The 19,502-nt window shown below is 71.8% G+C and carries 13 protein-coding genes and 1 pseudogene; 8 read left to right on the top strand and 6 right to left on the bottom strand.

Annotated elements, in window-relative coordinates; genetic code table 11:
• The 6 genes and pseudogenes from E1258_RS33360 to E1258_RS15860 form a co-directional block, all read left to right on the top strand.
• Positions 1–290: pseudogene (locus E1258_RS33360) on the top strand (carbohydrate-binding protein); the annotation flags it as partial.
• A gap of 171 nt (positions 291–461) precedes the next feature.
• Positions 462–2,888, top strand: coding sequence for a family 43 glycosylhydrolase (locus E1258_RS15880; RefSeq protein ID WP_132401503.1), 2,427 nt, complete (start codon positions 462–464; stop codon positions 2,886–2,888).
• A 40-nt stretch (positions 2,889–2,928) separates the two neighbouring features.
• A complete protein-coding gene (locus tag E1258_RS15875; protein ID WP_007074317.1) occupies positions 2,929–3,561 on the top strand; it encodes a hypothetical protein in 633 nt (210 codons plus the stop codon).
• A gap of 64 nt (positions 3,562–3,625) precedes the next feature.
• Positions 3,626–4,669, top strand: a complete 1,044-nt coding sequence (locus tag E1258_RS15870) for a hypothetical protein (RefSeq protein WP_132401500.1) — start codon at positions 3,626–3,628, stop codon at positions 4,667–4,669.
• Positions 4,670–4,855: 186 nt separating this feature from the next.
• On the top strand, positions 4,856–5,053 hold the full coding sequence (locus tag E1258_RS15865) for a hypothetical protein (protein ID WP_132401497.1): 198 nt from the start codon (positions 4,856–4,858) through the stop codon (positions 5,051–5,053).
• 106 nt (positions 5,054–5,159) lie between these two features.
• Entirely contained in the window at positions 5,160–6,275 is a 1,116-nt protein-coding gene (locus tag E1258_RS15860; RefSeq protein WP_207919584.1) for a glycosyl hydrolase 53 family protein, read from the top strand.
• Between the two features lie 47 nt (positions 6,276–6,322).
• Here E1258_RS15860 and E1258_RS15855 read toward each other — a convergent pair whose 3' ends face one another.
• Both E1258_RS15855 and E1258_RS15850 read right to left on the bottom strand, forming a co-directional pair.
• Entirely contained in the window at positions 6,323–7,708 is a 1,386-nt protein-coding gene (locus tag E1258_RS15855) for a permease prefix domain 1-containing protein (RefSeq protein WP_243715485.1), read from the bottom strand.
• Entirely contained in the window at positions 7,705–8,079 is a 375-nt protein-coding gene (locus E1258_RS15850) for a PadR family transcriptional regulator (RefSeq protein WP_132401489.1), read from the bottom strand. The genes E1258_RS15855 and E1258_RS15850 overlap by 4 nt, the downstream gene beginning before the upstream one ends.
• Before the next feature lie 161 nt (positions 8,080–8,240).
• Between E1258_RS15850 and E1258_RS15845 the strand changes: the two genes are divergently transcribed.
• Positions 8,241–9,821 carry a bifunctional NAD(P)/FAD-dependent oxidoreductase/class I SAM-dependent methyltransferase gene (locus tag E1258_RS15845; RefSeq protein WP_132401486.1) on the top strand — a complete coding sequence of 527 codons (1,581 nt, stop codon included), beginning with the start codon at positions 8,241–8,243 and terminating at the stop codon, positions 9,819–9,821.
• Positions 9,822–9,876: 55 nt separating this feature from the next.
• Here E1258_RS15845 and E1258_RS15840 read toward each other — a convergent pair whose 3' ends face one another.
• From E1258_RS15840 to E1258_RS15830, 3 genes are all read right to left on the bottom strand, one after another.
• Positions 9,877–13,035, bottom strand: coding sequence for an Ig-like domain-containing protein (locus E1258_RS15840; RefSeq protein ID WP_132401483.1), 3,159 nt, complete (start codon positions 13,033–13,035; stop codon positions 9,877–9,879).
• A gap of 264 nt (positions 13,036–13,299) precedes the next feature.
• Positions 13,300–14,085, bottom strand: a complete 786-nt coding sequence (locus E1258_RS15835) for an FkbM family methyltransferase (protein ID WP_132401480.1) — start codon at positions 14,083–14,085, stop codon at positions 13,300–13,302.
• Positions 14,086–14,196: 111 nt separating this feature from the next.
• Positions 14,197–15,720 (bottom strand): glycosyltransferase family 2 protein, encoded by a 1,524-nt coding sequence (locus tag E1258_RS15830; RefSeq protein WP_132401477.1) that lies wholly within the window; start codon positions 15,718–15,720, stop codon positions 14,197–14,199.
• A 321-nt stretch (positions 15,721–16,041) separates the two neighbouring features.
• Here E1258_RS15830 and E1258_RS15825 point away from each other — a divergent pair, with 321 nt between their 5' ends.
• Positions 16,042–16,941 carry an SDR family oxidoreductase gene (locus E1258_RS15825; protein WP_132401474.1) on the top strand — a complete coding sequence of 300 codons (900 nt, stop codon included), beginning with the start codon at positions 16,042–16,044 and terminating at the stop codon, positions 16,939–16,941.
• A gap of 72 nt (positions 16,942–17,013) precedes the next feature.
• On the opposite strand, the gene E1258_RS15820 is transcribed toward E1258_RS15825, so the two are convergent.
• Positions 17,014–19,335 (bottom strand): ATP-binding cassette domain-containing protein, encoded by a 2,322-nt coding sequence (locus tag E1258_RS15820; RefSeq protein WP_132401471.1) that lies wholly within the window; start codon positions 19,333–19,335, stop codon positions 17,014–17,016.
• Between the last annotated feature and the right edge of the window lie 167 nt (positions 19,336–19,502).

The following is a 19,502-nucleotide window of genomic DNA, read 5'->3' as shown; positions in this document are numbered from 1 at the left end:
TGCCGGTGACGGCGAGCGCGCAGGCGCGGTGCGTCGGGGCCCGGGCGTACGTCGCGGTGCAGGCGCACAACGGCCACAACGCACCCGTCGACATCACCCTGGAAACCGCCCACGGCACCCGGACGTTCACCGGCGTCGCACCCGGCGCCAACGCCTACCAGTCCTTCAACACCCGCGCGACCTCCGTCGCCGCCGGCACCGCCACCGTCCGAGCCACCGGCACCATCGACGGCACCACCGTGACCACCGTCGCCACCGCCACCCACCCCGCCATCAGCTGCGGCGGGTAGCCCGCCCCGGAACGTCGCCGGCCTCTTCCCAGCGGCCGGGCCGAGCCGTCTGCCGCGCCTCGACCCGGCCGCGTCGAGCAGACCGCCCCGACCGCGGGCCAACCGTCCCACCGGCCCAGAGCAGGGCCCGGTAACCCACAGTGCACGTCAGAGCAGTAAGGAGAGCACCGAGTGAGACAACGCTTGCGAGGGACTACCCGGCGACGGGCCACGGCGATCGCGGCGATCGGCGCCATGCTGGCCGCAGGGCTGGTCGCCACGTCGGCGCCGGTCCAGGCCGCCGACCAGAACCTCATCGTCAACGGAGGATTCGAGGCCGGCGTCGCCGACTGGTTCGTGAACAACGGCAACTCGAGCGACAGCGCGGTGCTGTCGTCGACCTCGGACGCGTACTCCGGTTCGGGCGCAGCGCTCGTCACCGGCCGGGCGACGACCGGGTCCGGACCGATGCAGGATCTCAGCGGCAAGGTGCAGGCCGGGCAGACCTATGCCCTGACGGCCCGCGTGAAGTACGAGAACGCGAACGGGCCGGCGACGAAGCAGTTCTTCGCCACCATGCACTACGGCGGGTCCACCTACACCAACCTGGTCAGCGTGGTCGCGACGAAGGGCCAGTGGGCGCAGTTCAACGGGACGTTCACGATCCCGGCGGTGCAGAACGTGTCGACGGCGCGGCTGTTCTTCGAGACGCCGTGGACGAGCGCGCCGGCCACCAGCCCGGATGTGCACCTCATGGACTTCAAGCTCGACGACGTGTCGGTGGTCGGGGCGGCACCGCCCCCGCCGCCGTCGAAGACCATCGAGGTGGTCGGCAAGCTGCCCGGTGAGCACAACCCCTTGATCGGGCACAAGTTCGGCGCCGACGGTTTCGGCTTCGTGCACGGCGGCCGGGTGTACCTGTACATGACCAACGACACCCAGGGCTACGCCCCCGACCCGGTCACGGGTGTCTCGCCGGGCATCAACTACGGCAGCATCAACCAGATCACGCTGATCTCCTCCGAGGACCTCGTGAACTGGACGGACCACGGCGAGATCCAGGTCGCGGGCCCGAACGGCGTGGCGCCGTTCACCGGCAACTCGTGGGCGCCCGGCATGGCCAAGAAGACGGTGAACGGCAAGGAGAAGTTCTTCCTCTACTACGCCAACGGCGGCGGTTCGAGCAACGTGATCACCGGTGAGTCGCCGCTGGGCCCGTGGACCAGCGAGCGCACGAGCACGCTGATCAACGGCAGCACCCCCGGCGCCGAGGACGTCGCGTGGAAGTTCGACCCGGCTCCGCTGGTGGACGACGACGGCCAGGCCTACCTCTACTTCGGTGGCGGCCCCGCCTCGACGAACATGCCGGCTGCCGAGCGTTTCAACAACCCGAAGAACATCCGGGCGATCAAGCTCGGTGGCGACATGATCTCGACCCAGGGGTCGGCCGTGGTGGTCGACACCCCGGTCTCCTTCGAGGCGGCGCAGGTCTTCAAGCGCGCGGGCAAGTACTACCTGTCGTACTCGTCGCACTTCGGCGGACCCGACTTCGGCGGCAACCAGACGCCGCTGCCCGGCTACCCCGGCGGCGGCCAGATCGGCTACCTGATCTCCGACAACCCGATGTCGTGGCCGAAGGAGACCTACGCGGGCGTGCTGTTCCCGAACCAGTCGCAGTTCTTCGGCGCCGGCACCGGTGGCAACAACCACCAGTCGGTGTTCGAGTTCGGCGGCAAGTACTACTTCACCTACCATGCCCCGACGCTCAACAAGCGCATCAACGGCAACACCACCCAGGGGTACCGCAGCCCGCACATCCAGGAGCTGGCCTTCAACCCGGACGGCACGATTCAGCAGGTCGTGGGCACCTACGCCGGCGTCAACCAGGTCAGGAACTTCGACCCGTACCGCGTCTTCGAGGCGGAGACCTTCGGCTGGAGCAAGGGCATCGCGACCGCGAAGGTCGACGGCGCCTCCGCCCAGTTCGGCACCTCGGCGCCGAACCTGGTGGTGCGTGACATCGACAACGGTGACTGGACGGCGCTGTCGTCCGTCGACTTCGGCACCGACGGCGTCGCCAGCGTGACGGCGAAGGTGCGGGCGCTGGCCGCCGGCGGCCGCATCCAGGTGCGCCTGGACGACGTCGCGGGTCCCGTGGTCGGCACGGTCCCGGTCGACGCGCCGGTCGGCGGGTGGGCCGAGGTTTCCGCCGCGATCAGCGGCGTCAGCGGCGTGCACGACGTCTACTTCACCTACTCCGGCCCCGCCGGGGCGGACCTCTTCGAGATCGACTCCTGGAAGTTCGAGGCCGCGGCCGGTCAGCCCGAGTTGCCGGTGACGGCGAGCGCGCAGGCGCGGTGCGTCGGGGCCCGGGCGTACGTCGCGGTGCAGGCGCACAACGGCCACAACGCACCCGTCGACATCACCCTGGAAACCGCCCACGGCACCCGGACGTTCACCGGCGTCGCACCCGGCGCCAACGCCTACCAGTCCTTCAACACCCGCGCGACCTCCGTCGCCGCCGGCACCGCCACCGTCCGAGCCACCGGCACCATCGACGGCACCACCGTGACCACCGTCGCCACCGCCACCCACCCCGCCATCAGCTGCGGCGGATAGTCACCGACCCCCATCAACCACAGACGTCAACGGAGATCGCATGAACACTTGGAAGCGTAAGCGGCTGTTCGCGGCGGGTGCCGCGGCTGCCCTCCTGGCCGGGACGACGGCGCTGCCGTCACCCGCGATGGCCGAGGACGGTGACGGTGCCGACGTACGGGTGACGGTCGACATCGAGGAGATCCGGGAGCCGGGCGTGCTCGCCCTGTCGGTCGCGGGCGACTCCGTCGCGCTGGCCGAGGACGGCTCGACCCTGCTGGTCCGCCAGTTCGTCGGCACCCTGCCGACGGTGACGGTCACCGACACCCGTACCGCCGACGAGGTGCCGGCCGGCGCGGCCTGGGCCGTGGTCGGCAGCGCGAGCGACTTCGTCAGCAACGGCGGACAGGCACCGATCAGCGCCGGTCACCTCGGCTGGAAGCCGCGGCTGATCGACGGCGGCACCAGCGGATCGGTCACCGAAGGTGACGAGGTCGTAACCGTCCTGGACGAGCCGACCCAGCCCGGCAACAATGTCGGCCTGGCGGACCAGGAGCTGCTGATGTCGACGTACGACTCCGGCGCCGTCGCCGGTGACTCGTACTCCGTCAACGCCGACCTGTACCTGCGCACCCCGGCGGACGTCGCCGCGGGCGCGTACACCTCGACGTTGACCCTGTCCCTGTTCGAATGATCACGCGCGGGGTGGGGCCGGTTGCAGCGGCCCCACCCCGCACCCCGCCGCCGAAGGACACCCGATGATCCGTTCCGCGCCGCAGGCGCTGCCGAGGCTGCTCGCCGTGCTGGCCGCGGTGCTCGTCACCGTACCGGTCGCGCCCACCGGCGCCGGCGCGGAACCCGCCGCACCGAAGCTGACCTGGGCGGTGCAGCCGGCCAACCCGGACGGCCCGGACGGTCGGCGGTGGATCGAGCGCACGCTCGATCCCGGGCAGGTGGTGACGGAGCACCTGGCCGTGCGCAATTTCAGCGACAGCGCCGCGGTCTTCCGACTCCAGGCCGCCGACGGCTACCTCACCGACAAGGGCCGCTTCAACATGCTGCCCTCGGGCGAGGCGTCGAAGGACGGCGGCACCTGGATCGCGGTGCGGAGCACGGTCACCGTCGGCGCGAACGAGACGAAGGTGGTGCCCTTCACCATCACCGTGCCCCGGGACGCCACGCCGGGCGACCACCCGGCGGGCATCGCGGCGTCGGTCACCAGCACCGGCGGCACGGTCGCCATCGAGAGCCGGGTCGGCTTCCGGGTCATGCTGCGCGCCAGCGGCACGGCCACGGCGGCCCTGGCGATCGACGACCTCACCGCCACGTACGCCCACTCCTGGAACCCGTTCTCGCCGGGCACGATCCGGGTCCGGTACGCGGTGGCCAACGACGGCAACGTCTGGGCGTCCGGCAAAGGCCGGGTGACCGTGTCGGAACTGTTCGGCCTCGCCGGGCGGGACACCACGGTCGACGTCGAGGAGCTGCTGCCCGGCGGCAGCCGCACGGCCCAGGCCCGCGTCGGCGGTGTCTGGGGGCTGGGCCCGCTGCGGACGACCGTGGCGGTGACTCCGGCGGCGCTCGGCGGCGGGGCCATCGCCGAGGCCGGGTCGGCCACGGTCACCGTGACGGTCTGGGCGGTGCCGTGGCCGCAGTTGGGCGTGGTGGTCGGCCTCACGACGGCCGCCCTGGCGCTTCGGATGGCCCGTCGGCGGCGTCGGCGGCGGCTCGCCCTGCTGCTCGAACGGGCCCGACAGGAGGGCCGGGCGTCCGCCACCACCGTGGGAGATTCGCCGAGTTGACCGTGGTGACCTTGCCGGCGGCGACCGGTCGGGGGGCAACCCGGGTATGGTTTGGGTGGCGGTGTCGGCAGGCGGTCCTCCGCGATCGGGCACCGTGACCGGGCGTCAGTGCGAACGCCGACTGGAATCGCGGCACGACCCCCCGCGGCCACCCAGGCTCTCCCTCAGCAGAAACAGGAATCCCGCATGACTTCTCATGGTGATGGCCCATCGGCCTTGTTCCTCACCCCGCCGGCGGCCAACGGGCTCGACGAACAGGGCGTGACCTTCGACGGCAGCGAGGAGGCGATGCAACGGCTGCGGCATCCGTTCACGGTGAGCCCGGCCGACCAGGCACACCGGTCGACGCCGGCGACGGACGACCACCCGGGACAGCAGCACTGACCACGGCACCCCGGGCGACCGACCCGACTGTGGTATACATAAACATCTATTAAAGCCTGTCCGATGCCGGGCCTCGGCCCCGCGCCTGCCACCGAGGAGGTCGGGGATGACTCCGCACCGCCGCGTCCTGCGGGCCTGGGGCGCCGCGCTCCTCACGCTGGTCGCCCTGCTCACGCCGCTGACACCGGCGTCGGCCGCGAACACGCTGACCATGCTGGGCGCGGACGTCTCCTCGGTGCAGCGCAGCCTGGACCTCGGCGCGCGGTACTACGACGCCGGCGGGACCGCGCGGGACCCGCTCGACATCCTAATGGGCCTCGGCGTCAACTACGTCCGGCTCCGCGTCTGGAACAACCCCGTCAGCGGCTGGAACAACAAGGCCCGGGTGCTGGCGTACGCGCGGGCGGTCAAGGCCAGGGGCCTCAAGCTGATGATCGACTTCCACTACTCGGACACCTGGGCCGATCCCGGCAAGCAGTACAAGCCCGCCGCCTGGGCGAACCACGGCATCGGCCAGCTACAGACCGACGTCCACAACTACACCTACGACGTCTGCTCCAGCCTGAAGGCGCAGGGCACCACGCCGGACAGCGTCCAGATCGGCAACGAGATCAACGTCGGCATGCTGTGGAACGACGGCAGGGTCGTCAACAACGACTTCACCAACCTCAGCCTGCTGCTCAAGGCCGGCTACCAGGCGACGAAGCAGTGCGACAGCGGCACCCAGGTGATCATCCACACCGCCAACGCGGACAGCATGGCCAACGCGCGCTGGTTCTACGACGGGATCGCGGCGAAGGGCGTCCGGTGGGACCTGACCGCCCTGTCCTACTACTGCATGTGGCACGGCACGCTGGCCAACCTGTACAACGTCATCACCGACGTGCGGTCCCGGTACGGCAGGCCCGTCGTCCTCACCGAGACGGCGTACCCGTTCACTGCCGCGAACGCCGACGGCGAGCCGAACTCGGTAAACGGCACCGAGCCCTGCGCCGGCCATCCCGCAAGCTGGAGCGGGCAGGCCACCGAGTTCGCCTGGGTGCAGAACACCGCCCGCGACGCCGGCGCCATCGGCGTCTTCTACTGGGAGCCGACCTGGTACGCCGTCCCCGGCAACGGCTGGGACCCGGCGAACATCAACGGCACCGGCAACCAGTGGGACAACATGGCCATCTTCAACTGGACCGGTCGCGTGAACCCCGACGTCCGCTGGACGCCGTAGCCCGGGTCCCGGCCACCGTGCGGTGGCCGGGACCCGGGCTTCAAGCTTCAGGCGAAGTCGAAAACGAGCGGGAAGGCGAGGACGACGATCCAGGCCCATCCCGCGTACACGGCCAGGTAGCGGGTCTGCCACCGTTCCAGGCGGGCGAACGGCGTGCGGCCACGGACGAAGCTGAGGAACAGCCACGCCGACCAGGCCAGGTTGGTCAGCAGGACGAGATTCTCCCCCAGCGCCGCGGTCTTGTTGGGGCTGAAGCCCCACTCGGTGATCCGGCCGGTGATGGCCAGCAGCACCAGGACGTCGATGATCAGGGCGCTGACGACGAGCGCCAGTTGAAGGCGGTCGAACAGGCCGGGCCGGGCCGCGAGGTCGCGGGCGGAGATGGCGTACAGCAGCAGGCCCAGCACGACGACGAGCAGCAGGTCGAAGAGGATGAGCACGTCGCGCTCGACGTCGATGCCGTTGGTGGTCCAGACGATGGCGACCAGGAAGGCCAGCAGGGTGGCGGCGAACAGCGGCGTGAAGACGCGGGTCAGCACCGGGGCCATGTTCTCGATGACGCTCTGCTTGGCCTCCACCAGCCACGCCGACACGACGACCGCGGCCATGGCGCCGCACGGCAGCAGCCACGAGGTGATGAAGCCCTCGGCATCGATGCCGATGGCCCGGAAGGTGCCGGCGGTGAAGGCTGTGAGCACGCCGCCACCCAGGCCGAGGAGGCTGAGGTAGATCAGCCACTCGCCGGTGAACCGGATGAAGTCCATCCGTCGCCGGTCCGAGCGCCAGTCACCGCCCACGTAGGCGACGCCGACGACCAGCCACAGCGCGAGCGGTAGGTGGATGACCGTGAGCACGAAGGACTGCGAGTCATCGGCGAGCGGGTACACGTTCGCGGCGACCGCGCCGAGGACGAACAGCGCCGCGAGCACCCCGATGACGCGGGCACCGACGCGGCGTTGCCAGGCGAAGTACGCGGCCAGCGCCGGCAGCGAGAAGAGGCTCAGGTTGCGGGCGTAGAAGCCGGCGTCGTCGTCGTTGGCCAGGTCGAACCCGAACCAGCCCGGCACCTTGATCGCGAGCGCCGCGACGACCGCGCAGAGCACCATGACGGGCAGTTCGCGCCGGGTGCGGGCGGCGGCGGGCGCGTCCGGCTCTCCGGGCAGCACAAGTTGCTTCCACAGCCGCTCGGAGTGCTCGCGGGCGAACTCCCGCGACAACTCGTCGAGGCTGCCCATGCGCTTGACGGCGATCAGGAACGCCTCGTCGGTCCGCAGGCCCGCCTCGACCAGCTCGGTGATCCGGCTGCGCAGGTGGTCCTCCAGCTCCTCGGTGTCGGTGTGGTGCAGCTCCCGGCGGCGACGCGTGTAGGCCCGCCACTGCGCGATCTGGGCCTCCAGGTCGCTGTCGCTGTCGCTGTCGCTGTCGAGGGTCATCGTCCCGCCTCCCATGCCGGTGCCGCGATCGGGTTGACGGACCGGGCCGTGTCCCAGACGCCCCGCAGGGTGTCGACGACCGCGGCCCACTGGCGGCGCTGCTCGGCGAACTCGGCCCGGCCCTGGTCGGTGATGCGGTAGTACTTGCGGCGGCGCCCCCCGGCCGGGGCCTGCCAGTACGCCTCGACGTGGCCGAGCCGCTCCAGCCGGTGCAACAGCGGATAGAGCAGCCCCTCGGTCCACTCCAGCTGCCCGCCCGACAGCTCGTTGACCTGTTTGAGGATCGCGTAGCCGTAGCTCTCGCCCTCGGCGAGGATCCCCAGCACGAGCGGTGTCGCCGAGGCGGCGACGAGGTCCTTGGTGATGTGCATTCGACCACCTATCCCTAGAACTGCAATGCATAGTAGTTCTAGGTAAAGAGGTCCCGCAACCCCGACCCACCAGCCGACTCTTTGCCGTTCCGGCAACATTGTTTGTCGGATCGGCAGATCGTGCGACACGGTGGACCCACGACGAGCGGAGGAGGCATCCGGTGGACGGGACGTACGACGTGGTGGTGGTCGGCGGGGGCGCCGCCGGGCTGAGCGGGGCGCTGGCCCTCGCCCGGGCACGGCGGTCGGTGCTGGTGGTGGACGACGGGCAGCCGCGCAACGCGCCGGCCGGGCACGTGCACAACTACCTGACCCGGGAGGGCACGCCGCCGGCCGAGCTGATGGGGGCCGGGCGCGACGAGGTGACCCGCTACGGCGGCGAGATCATCGCCGGCCGGGCCGAGGCCGCGTCCCGGGAGGGCACCGGCTTCGTCGTGACGCTGGACGGCGGGCGCGAGGTGCGGGCACGGCGGTTGCTGGTGACGACCGGGCTCGTCGACGAGCTGCCCGACCTGCCGGGGTTGGCCGAGCGCTGGGGGCGCGACGTGCTGCACTGCCCGTACTGCCACGGCTGGGAGGTCCGGGACCGGCGCATCGGGGTCCTGGCCACCGGGCCGACGGCTGCCCATCAGGCAGACCTGTGGCGGCAGTGGAGCCCGGACGTGCTGCTCCTGCTGCACGGCGCGACGCTCGGCCCCGAGGAGACCGAACGGCTCGCCGCGCGCGAGATCGCCGTCGTGGAGGGCCCGGTCGAGAGAGTCGAGGTGGCCGGCGACACCCTGACCGGGGTACGCCTGGCCTCCGGTGAGATCGTCGCGCTCGACGCGGTGGTCGTCGCGCCCCGGTTCACCGCCCGCGCTCAGGTGTTGGAGTCGCTCGGGTGCAAGCCGGTCGACGTGGAGTTCGGCGGGCAGGTGATCGGCAGCCAGGTGCCCGCCGACCCGACCGGTGCCACCGCCGTGCCCGGCGTGTGGGTCGCCGGCAACGTGGCCGACGTACGCGCCCAGGTCATCGTGGCCGCCGCGGCGGGCCTGGCCGCCGGAGCGGCGATCAACGCCGACCTCGTCGCCGAGGAGGGCCGCGCCGCCGTGGACGCCTACCGGCACCGGATGCGCACGATGTTCGAGGAGGCCGCCTGGGAGGAGCGCTACCGCGCCCGGACGGCGGTGTGGAGTGGCCGCCCCAACCCTCAGCTCGTCGCGGAGGCGGCCGGACTGCCCGCCGGCCGGGCGCTCGACGTCGGCTGCGGCGAGGGCGCCGACGCCGCCTGGCTCGCCGAACGGCGCTGGCGGGTCACGGCCGTCGACATCTCCACCACAGCCCTGGAGCGGGCCGCCGCCCACGCCGCGGCGGCGGGCCCTCAGGTCGCCGACCGCATCGAATGGCTCCACGCCGACCTGCGCGACCAGCCGCCCGCCGAGGGCGCGTACGACCTGGTGTCGGCGCAGTTCATGCACCTGCCGTCCGAGGCGCGGCGGGAACTGTTCGCGCGGCTCGCCGCGGCGGTCACCCCGGGCGGAACCCTGCTGATCGTCGGGCACCACCCGCGCGACCTGCGCACCAGCGCCCACCGGATGCACTTCCCGGACGCGATGTACACCGCCGAGGAGGTGGCGTCCGCCCTCGACCCCGCCGCCTGGCACGTGCTTACCGCCGAGACCCGACCCCGCGCCACGGTCGACCCGGAGGGCCGCGACGTCACCAACCACGACGCCGTCCTGGTCGCCCGCCGCCGGGCGTGACCGCATGGGGAGTGGTCGCCAGCACCCGGCGGCCGATCGACTCAGGTGACCCGGTTCAGCTGACGGTCACGGACATGGTGGTCGGCGGCTGCTGGAGCTGCCCGTAGTTGTCGACCGCCCGGACCGAGACGGTGTAGGCGCCCGCCGGGACCACCGGCGAGGTGTACGCGAAGTTCGACCCCGGCGAACCCGGGCTGGTGAGGAACGTCGAGATCCACGGGGCGGTGCCGGCACCGAACACGCCGGACGAGCTCATCCCCTGGCCCGCGCCGTTGACGATCTGCACCTCCACCTTCAGCATCCCGACGTCGTCCACCCCGCGCCCGGTGACCACGATCCGCGAGTCGGCGAAGACTGCGCCGTTCTGCGGGCTGAGGCTCGGCTCCAGCCGCGGGTCGAGATCGCCCGGGTAGACGAGGTAGCGGGCGGTGGCCCCGGACGTCGAGCCGTCCTGCTGGCCCGCCGTGTCGACGGCCCACGCCTCGACGCTGTACTCGCCCTTCGTCGGCAGGTCGATCGAGAGGGTGAAGGTGGTGCTCGTCGCGCCGGGCGAGGCGACCGTGGCGTTCACCGTGGCGAAGCTCGCCGCCATGGTGCCGTTGGGCTGCACGTACCGGCCGGTGTCCAGGTCACGCAGCGCCACCCGGACGCCCTGCACGCCCTTGTCGTCGGTCGCGCTGCCGGCCAGGTCGAGGTGCAGCTTCTCGATGTCCTGGTCGACGCCGGTGAAGTCCAGCTTGCCGTTGGGGAAGGCGTCGCCGGGCACCTGGGCGGTGACGCTCAGCTTGCCCAGGTTGGCGTTCGTCGTGGTCAGGCCGAGGTTGTCCGTGGCGCGTACCCGGAAGTCGTAGATGCCCGGCGTGAGCGCCACGGTGGTGAAGGACCAGTTGTACGACGCGGCGTTCAGGTTCGTCGGCGACACCCGGTGGTAGGCCGCGACCGCGTCCGCGCCCCACGTGCCGTCGGCGGCCAGCGACTCGCGGGTGGTGGTGTTGCGCAGGTAGATCTCGACCGACTTCAGGGTGCCGTCGTCGCTGGCGGTACCGGAGAAGGTGATCGGGCTGCCCGGGGCGACGGTGAGCGGCGCGGCGGCGGTGGGCGGGGTCATCGCGGCGGGAGCGGTGATGGCCACCGTCGGCGCCACCCCGTTCTCCGAGACGATCCAGTCCCGGTTCCCGCCCTTCAGGTCGCTCTGGCCGGCGGAGTCGACGGCGGTGGCGGTCATCCGCCACTCGCCCTCGGTCGGCAGGGTCACCTCGACCTGCCAGGTGGTCGACACCGCGCCGACGACGTCCGGCTCGGTGCGGAACGTGTTGTAGACCGGTGCGACCGTCCCGTCGTCCTGGAGGTAGTGGTTGTCCGGGGTGCGGAACGAGTACGTCAGCGCGTTGACGCCCTTGTCGTCGGTGGCGGTGCCGGTGGCCACGAAGCTCTTCGTGGCGATCAGGCCGCTGGCCGGCGAGTCGATCTTCGTCGCCGGGGGCAGATCGTCGAAGCTGAACGTCTCGATCTTCTTGACTGCCTTCGTGGTGTCGGCCTCGCCGCTGCGCCCGAAGGTCTTCGCCTGGATCTGGTACTCGCCAACGGGCAGCGAGACCGCCAGCGACCACATGGTCGAGGTGGCATTCGGGCTGGCCAGGGTCGCCAGGATGCTGTTGGAGGAGCCCCACGTCACGAGGTCGTCCTGCAGGTACTTCTTCGAGCCCCGATTCTGGATCTCGATCTGCACCTTGGCGACGCCGGACGGCGCGGTCGCCTGGCCCTCGATCCTGAACGAGCCGTTGGCGGGCTTCACCCGTCCCTCGATGGGCGTGTCGATCGTCGTGTCGACCGCCGAGGGCGCCGGCACCCGGCCCAGGTCGAAGAAGCCGACGCGACCCACCGGCAGGCCGCCCTTGGTGTTGCCGTCGCCGCCGACGAAGAGACCACGCGGGGTGGCCAGCATCGCCTTCTCCCCCTCGTACGAGCTGGACCCCGGGTTCCACTCCAGCGCGGTGCCCGTCGCCGGGTCGAGCGCGCCGAGGTGGTCGCGGCGGACCACCTGGTCGCCGAGGCCGTAGCCGCTCAGGCCCTGGCCCGTGCCGTAGCCGACGTTGTCCAGGCCGGGCCACGGGACGTTGGCCGTCGGCGACTCCTGCCAGCTGAAGTGGCCGCCGACGTACACGGCGGCCTCGGTGACGGCGACCGAGTAGATGCTGTCGAAGTGCCGGGAGATCCAGATCGGTTCGACGTGGTCGCCGCCGGCCACCGGGAACGCCATCGCGGTGTCGTTGATCGGCGGACGGTCGCCACCCGAGCCGCTGGTGACCACGAAGTACGAGTCGTCCGGCGCGATGTCCCCGCCGAAGGCCCGCTGAATGCCGCCGACGAAGGAGAGGTTGTCCTCCCACAGGCGGGTGCGCCAGGGCAGGAGGGCCCTGGTGGCGGTGTCGATCAGACCGACGCCGTAGCGGTCCTGACCGGCGATCTGCCGGCCGGTGTGGACCACCATCAGCTTCCCGCCGTCGTGGGTGAGCTTGAGCTGCTGCACGGTGAGCATGCCGCCGACGCCGATGCCGCCGGACAGGGGCAGGTCGAAGCCGCCGTCCACGGCTCCCGTGGTCGGGTTGAGCGCGGCCAACCCGGCGCGGTTCGTGCTGTTCACCTTCGTGAACTGGCCGCCCACGTACACCGCGTTGTTGGTCACGGCCAGGGCGGTCCCGCGCCCGTTGCCCTGCGCGGTGAAACCGGCGACCGGGGCGCCGGTCACCGGATTGAGCCGCGCGATCTTGCGCTTCGTGAGGCCGCCGACGGTGTTGAACATCCCGGTCACGTAGAGCGCCGAACCGTCCGGCGACGCCTCCACGGCATCGACGGCCCCGTCGAACGTCGGCCGGAAGCCGGTGTCCACCTTGCCCGTGTCGATGTTGTACGAGGCAAGCCACCGCTGCGCGAGCGCGCTCTGGCCGACGTTGGCGATCCCGGTGAAGGAGCCGGCGATGAAGACCCGGTTCCCGATCACCTCGATATCGGTGATCTCCCCGTCGGTGATTCTCGGTACGTCGCTGCGCGGCGTGCCGGGCACCAGCCCGGAGTGCCCCGGCACCTCGACGACGAGCGCCTTGACGGCAGGACCCGCGGCCTGCCAGGCGGACACCGCCGCGATGACCGGTTGACCGATCAACACGACAGCCCCGGCCACCAGACCCGCGATGACGCGGCTCCGAACACGCATCGAGACAACCCCCTGTAAACGCCCGCATCGCGCCACCGGGTCGGCCCCGGCAGTGTCCACCCGCCGGCATGCCGAGGACAACGTAAGAGACGAAACCGCCTCACCACCCTGTGCCTCGCCGGATTCCGGCCGATCGCCATCGAACACCGTCCCGGCGGCGGAACGCTCCGCCGTCGGCTCCGACTCCGCTCCACCGAACGGATCGATCCAGCGGTTGACCGGCCGGAGCCTGGGACTTGCCCGCCGCCTGCGCTGACTCCCGGCTCAGTCTGCGCGCAGGCGGGCGTAGACGTCGCCGGACCGGCCCGCCGGGCGGATTCGCTCAAGCAGTCGCACCAGCCCGGCCGCGTCGAGCCATTCGTCGCCGACGTAGCGCATCGTCTCCACCGGCGAATAGTTGTAGCGGTACCCGCCGGCCGGGCCGCCGAGCCGCTCGACGATGTCGAGCGCGGCGAGGGCCGCGTCGTGGGCCGGGGGGAGGTACTCAAAGGACAGCGCGGGCAGCGGCCGGCTGAGCCCGGACAGCACGTCGACCTCGAAGCCCTCGACGTCGATCTTGCAAAACGCGGGTACGCCGTGGGCGGCGACGAGGTCGTCGAGGGTGATCACGTCCACCTCGACGGAGTGGTCCCAGCGGACCCGGGAGAAGCTGCTGTCCGCCGTGACCGACTCGATCCAGTCGGTCGACAGCGTCGAGACCGTGGGGGTGGCGGTGGACAGGGCCAGCCGCGCCCTCCCGGCGTCCGCGCCGACGGCCTCGGGCACGATCGTCACGTTCGGGTCCCGACCGAAGAAGAGGCGCAGGGCCCGCAGGCAGTCGGGTTGCGGCTCCACCGCGACCACCCGCGCACCCAGCCGTCGCCAGGTGCGCACCCGGCCGCCGACGTGCGCGCCGATGTCGAAGCCGACGTCCCCGGGCCGCAGGAACTCGCGGTAGAGCTCCAGCGCCCGGCGGTGCTTGTGGGGCTGGCCGTGGTAGATGGCCAGGGACCGGGTGAGCCCCCAGGCCCGGCGCAGCGCACGCTGCCCGTACGGCTGATCGGTCCGCATGATGGTCCTCTCGTCGCCTCGCCACCGCAACGCGCGGTCCCGACGATGACTACGCGGTGCGCGGCGGATCGGTTCACCCGATGGAGGCCCCGACCCCAGGCGATCCGCCGGTCAGCGGCCCAGCAGGCGCTTGGCCACCCGGCGCAGCCGGGTACGCAGGCCGGACATCCCCTCGGCGGCCACCCGCACCGGCGCGGCGCCGTCGGCGGCGCACCGGAAGGTCAGCGGGAGGCGCGCGTCCTCGGTCCACCCGTTCTCGGTGAGCCGGGCCTTGAGCAGCCAGGTGCCCTCGGTCCGGCCCGAGTTCAGGGTGGCGAAGTCGACCCGGGCGACGGCGTGGTGGACGAAGTGCACCCGGCCGGGCCCGGCACCGGGAACCGGCTCGTCGACGACCCGATGCTCGACCGGCAGGAAGAACTCCTCGCCGCCCTCCTTGCGCCGGGCCACCACGTCGAGCCGCGCCATGGGCCGCCGGGCGGTGACGTCGAGCAGGTCCGGGTCGACGTCGGCGGGAAGTTCGATCTGGTAGCGCCCGTCGGTGAGGGTGAGGGTGACCGGCTTGCCGCCCGAGGCCAGGTGCGCGGTGACGGTGACCGTGAGGGCCGTCCCGTCCAACTGGTGGCCCTCGACCCGGGCCTGGACCCGGACGCCCGCCTCCCACTCGGCCAGCTTCCGCAAACCGGCGATCCGGTCCTGCGCGGTGAGGGCCGTGATCGCCCGCTGAAGCGGCGGGAGCCCGGCGGCGACGCCCGGCGCGAAACGCTCGCGAATGATCTTGCCGGACTCCAGCGCCACCTGCTCCACCCAGTCCGCCGGTTCCTTGAGCAACCGCTTGCCGCGCAGCCGGCTGACCATCTCGTTGCGCAGCCAGCGCCGGTGCAGCTTGTCGCGCAGCGGCCCCGGCTCGGTGTGCGCGTCGACGACGTCCAGCACGTCACGCAGGTTGGCGTAGTAGCCCGCCGGGTCCAGCCCCTGTGCCGTCACGTTCCCGGCGTCCTCGCGGCGGATGTGGTGGTAGCAGACGTAGTTCGACAGCACGGAGGTGCGCCGGGAGAGGAGGAACGCCCGGACCACGAAGAGGTGGTCCTCCAGCCGGCGCTTCTCCTCCACGAACCGAATCTCGTGCTCGTTGAGGAAGGACCGGCGGAACAGCTTGTGCGCCGTCAGGCTGTCGATCAGCGGCGCGTTGTTCAACGTGGCGTTCGGGCGGTCCTTGCGGAAAAGCTCGCGCGGCACCGAGCGCCCGTGGCCGGCCATCTTGCCGATCACGATGTCCGCGTCGTTCTCGACCGCGTACGCGTAGAGGCGTTCCAGGGCCTCGTCGCCGAACCAGTCGTCGTCGTCGGAGAAGAAGACGTACTCGCCACGGGCGTTGGCGACGCCGACGTTGCGCGGCCGGGACGGCCAGCCGGAGTTCTCGATGTGCACCACGCGGATGTGCGGGTGCGCGGCGGCCAGCTCGTCCAGGCGGGCCCCGGTCGAGTCGGTGGAGCCGTCGTCGACGAAGACCGCTTCGAACTGCCCCGGCGGCAACGACTGACGCAACAGAGAGGCGACCAGCCTCTCGATGTGCGGGCCGGAGTTGTACGCCGGCACCACCACGCTGACTTTCGGAGCATTCGTACTGGCGGTCATCGTCTTCTTCCCGTCAGGTCCGTGAACCGGTGCGCGGACAACCGACGATCATCATGGCCCGGAAGTGGCATCTCGCGGTGCCCCACGTGTGTCCGTGCCGTTACGTCGGTCGACCCGTCCCCGTTCCACCTGGACAGCCTCGCCCCGGTCCGGAACACGAGACACCGTAGCGGTCCTGTCGCGGCGGTAGCAGTGGCCCCCGCCCCTTGGCTGGTCGCCCGCCGGGCCGGGAAGGGCAATTGTCATCATGTGGTGTGGTTAGGCACGCCCGGCTGGGGAAGTCACTGTCGTACCACCGGCCCCGGAGTAAGGGATACGACCGTGACGCACGACCAGTACGACATGCAGGACCCCCAGAAGCAGTTCCCCACCCCCGACGAGCTGACCGGCGGGCAGCAGTCGGCCCCCGGGAAGACCCGGAAGATGCCCGACGCCCCCGACCACGGCGAGAACAGCTACCGGGGCACCGGACGGCTGACCGGCAAGCGGGCCGTCATCACCGGCGGGGACTCCGGAATCGGCCGTGCCGTGGCCGTCGCCTTCGCCCGCGAGGGCGCGGACGTGCTGATCACGTACCTGCCAGAGGAGAAGGACGACGCCGAGGAAACCGCGCGCCTCGTCCGCGCCGCCGGCCGCACCGTCGTGACCGTGCCCGGCGACATCCGCGAGGAGGAGCACTGCATCGAGATCGTCCGACGGGCCGTCGACGAGCTGGGCGGGCTGGACATCCTGGTGAACAACGCCGCCCACCAGATGGCCCGGGAGGGCGGCATCACCGACATCACCACCGAGCAGTTCGACCGGGTCCTCAAGACCAACCTGTACGCGATGTTCTGGCTCTCCAAGGCCGCGGTGCCGCACCTGGCACCCGGCTCCACGATCATCAACACCGCGTCGATCCAGGCATACCAGCCCTCCCCCCAGCTACTGGACTACGCCACCACCAAGGCCGGCATCGTGAACTTCACCAAGGGGTTGGCACAGAACCTCGCCGACCGGGGCATCCGGGTCAACTGCGTGGCTCCGGGCCCGGTGTGGACCCCGCTGATCCCGGCCACCATGCCCGAGGAGGCGGTCGAGTCGTTCGGCGGGGACGTCCCGCTGGGCCGGGCCGCGCAGCCCGCCGAACTGGCCCCCGCGTACGTCTTCTTCGCCTCGCAGGAGTCGAGCTACATCACGGGCGAGGTGCTCGGGGTGACCGGCGGCAAGCCGCTGGCCTGAGGGTCGACCGGTGGCCGAACCCGGCGCGCCCGGTGGTCGTCCGGCGGCCCGGCCCCGCCGGGCGGCCACCGGTCACCGGGTCCAACGCCGGTGCAGGGCACGCACGGAACCGACGACCGCGATCACGAGGACGACCGCGATCGCCGTGATGAGCAGCCAGAACCGCCCGGCACCCGCCGCCCAGAGCGGGTCGGTGAACAGCGCCGGGCGGCGGTACCGGTTGAGGTCGACGTACGAGGCGACGGCCGCGAGTCCGAGCCTCGCCGGGAGCACACCGGTCGCCAGCCCGAAGATCCCCTTGAGCTGGAACAGGGTGCCGTTGAGCGCCACCTGGAAGACGGCGAGCAGGGTGCTCCAGGTGACCGCCCGCTCCAGGGTCGGCGAGCAGGCCGAGATGAACATGCCGAGCCCCATCGACGCCAGCATGGTGAGGAGGACGATCCCGTAGAACATGGCGAACGGCGGGATCCCGTACCCGCCGGGCGGCAGCTCCCGGAACGCGGCGAACACCACGCTCACCACGGCGGCGAGGACGGCACAGACAGCGCTGTGCACGATCGCCTTCGACAGGACGATCGGCAGCGCCTCCACCCCGACCCGCCAGTCCCGCCGCAGCTTCTCCGAATCGGCGACGATGTCCGGGTAAGTCAGCGAGGCCCCGGTCAGCGCCGCAACGGTGACCAGGATCGCCAGCACCGGTCCCAGCTCCGTCCCGGGTCGCAGCCCGTTGCCGGAGGCCGCGACAGCCAACAGGGTGCACAGGACCGGCACCGCCACGAGCACCGCCTGGGACCCCCGGCCGCGCCGCCTGGTCAGGGTGAACTGCCGGTGCAGCAGCGTGGGCAGCCCCGCCACCCGCCACCGCGCGGACGAGCCGGTACGGGTGGGCCTCGGCCCGGCCGGCCCGCCCGGACGTCTCGGCCCGGCCGGCGGCTCGTGGTCGAGTTCCACCATCAGGTCGGCCCAGCTCGCATGGCCGAGGGTGGCCAGCACCCGGTCGGGGGGCCCGGCGTCCCGGACCCGGCCGCCCCGGGCGATGACCACCACCCGGTCGACGTGGTTCAGGTGCTCGGTCGCGTGCGTCACGATGACCACCGTGCAGTGGTAGGTGGTGGCCACTGCCCGCAGGTCGGCCATGATGGCCCGGTCCTTGCCGGGGTCCAGTCCGCTGGTCGGCTCGTCCAGCAGCAGGAGCTGGGGGCGGCCGACGAGTTCGAGGCCGATCGAGACGCGGCGGCGCTGGCCCCCGGAGAGCTTTCCCACCGGCAGGTCCGCGAGGGCGGCCGGCTGGTCCAGCCCGAGCCGTCCCAGCACGTCGCCGACCCGGTCGGCCACCTCGCGGGCGGAGGTGTCGGGTGCCGAGCGCAGCCGCGCCGCGTAGGTCAGGGTCTCCCGGGCGGTGAGGGCCACGAACAGGTCCTCGTCACCCTGCGGCACGTACCGGACCTGCCGGCGGCGCAGCTCCGGGTGGGTCCGCCCGCCGCCGTCCGGGCCGAGCCGGACCGTGCCCTCGTCCTCGGCCAGCTCGCCCATCAGCACCTTGATCAGCGAGGACTTGCCCGCGCCGGACGGCCCCACCACCGCGACGACCTGCCCGGGGGCGATGTCCAGGGTAACGTCGTCGAGGCGCTTGCGGCCCTTGTCGCCGTACACCGTCACCCGGTCGAGGCGGATCGCGAGCCCGGTCTCCGTGGTCGGTCGCTGCCGCGTCCCGGCACCCGTCGGCCGCACGCCCCCAGGCGGGGTGGGCACCCGCGCCGCGTCCGGCAGCAGGTCCCGGCTCACCGTCATGACGGTCTGACCGATGACGAAGACGTCGCCCTCGAACAGCGTCGCCGAAAGCTGCCGGACGCCGCCGACGGACAGTTCGCCGGAGATCCACCAGCGGCCCCGGCCGTCGATGCGGACAGTGGCGTGGCGGGCCCGCACGAGCGGGTCGTCGACGGGAATGTCCGCGCCGGTGCCCGCCCGGCCGATCACGTACCGGCGGGCGCCGCGCGGCGGGGACTCCTGCCGGCCGGGCCGCTGCGGGCGGGCCGCCGGACCGGCGGGGCCGGACGGGCCGGGGCGGGCCGCCGGAACGCGGGGACGAACCGGCCCGGCCGGCACGTCCGAGGCGAGCCCGAGCATGGTCGGTCGGCCGGCGTGCAACTCCTGCCGCACGTTCGTCACCGGCCCCCCGTCGATCCGCAGCACCCGGGCGGCAGGGACGTTGTCTGCGTGGAAGAACCAGCGGCCCAGGATGGTGACGAAGTAGCCGAGCTGTCGGGTCGGCTCGTCGTCGGCCGGGGTGGGGCTTATCTTTAGCCGCCCCTGGTCGCGCACCAGATAGTGCACCTGGTCCTCAAAAAGTTCGACGTCCCGCCCGTCGAGGGTGACGATCAGCGATCCCATCTCAGCGGCTCCCCACCGTGAGTACGAACACCAGCACCATGAACACGAGCAGTGCCGCGAGCCCGAGCGCGGGCCGCAGGGTCGCCCCACGCCGCCCGCCGGGTCGCGCCACCCCGGCCAGGGGCAGCCGGTTGGTGCGCAGCCGCTCCGGCAGCACGGGCGGGCCG

The sequence above is a fragment of the Micromonospora sp. KC207 genome (assembly GCF_004348615.1).
Lineage (GTDB): Bacteria > Actinomycetota > Actinomycetes > Mycobacteriales > Micromonosporaceae > Micromonospora.
Note: the sequence above shows the minus strand (reverse complement) of the source record. Positions and strands in the feature narration are given on the sequence as shown.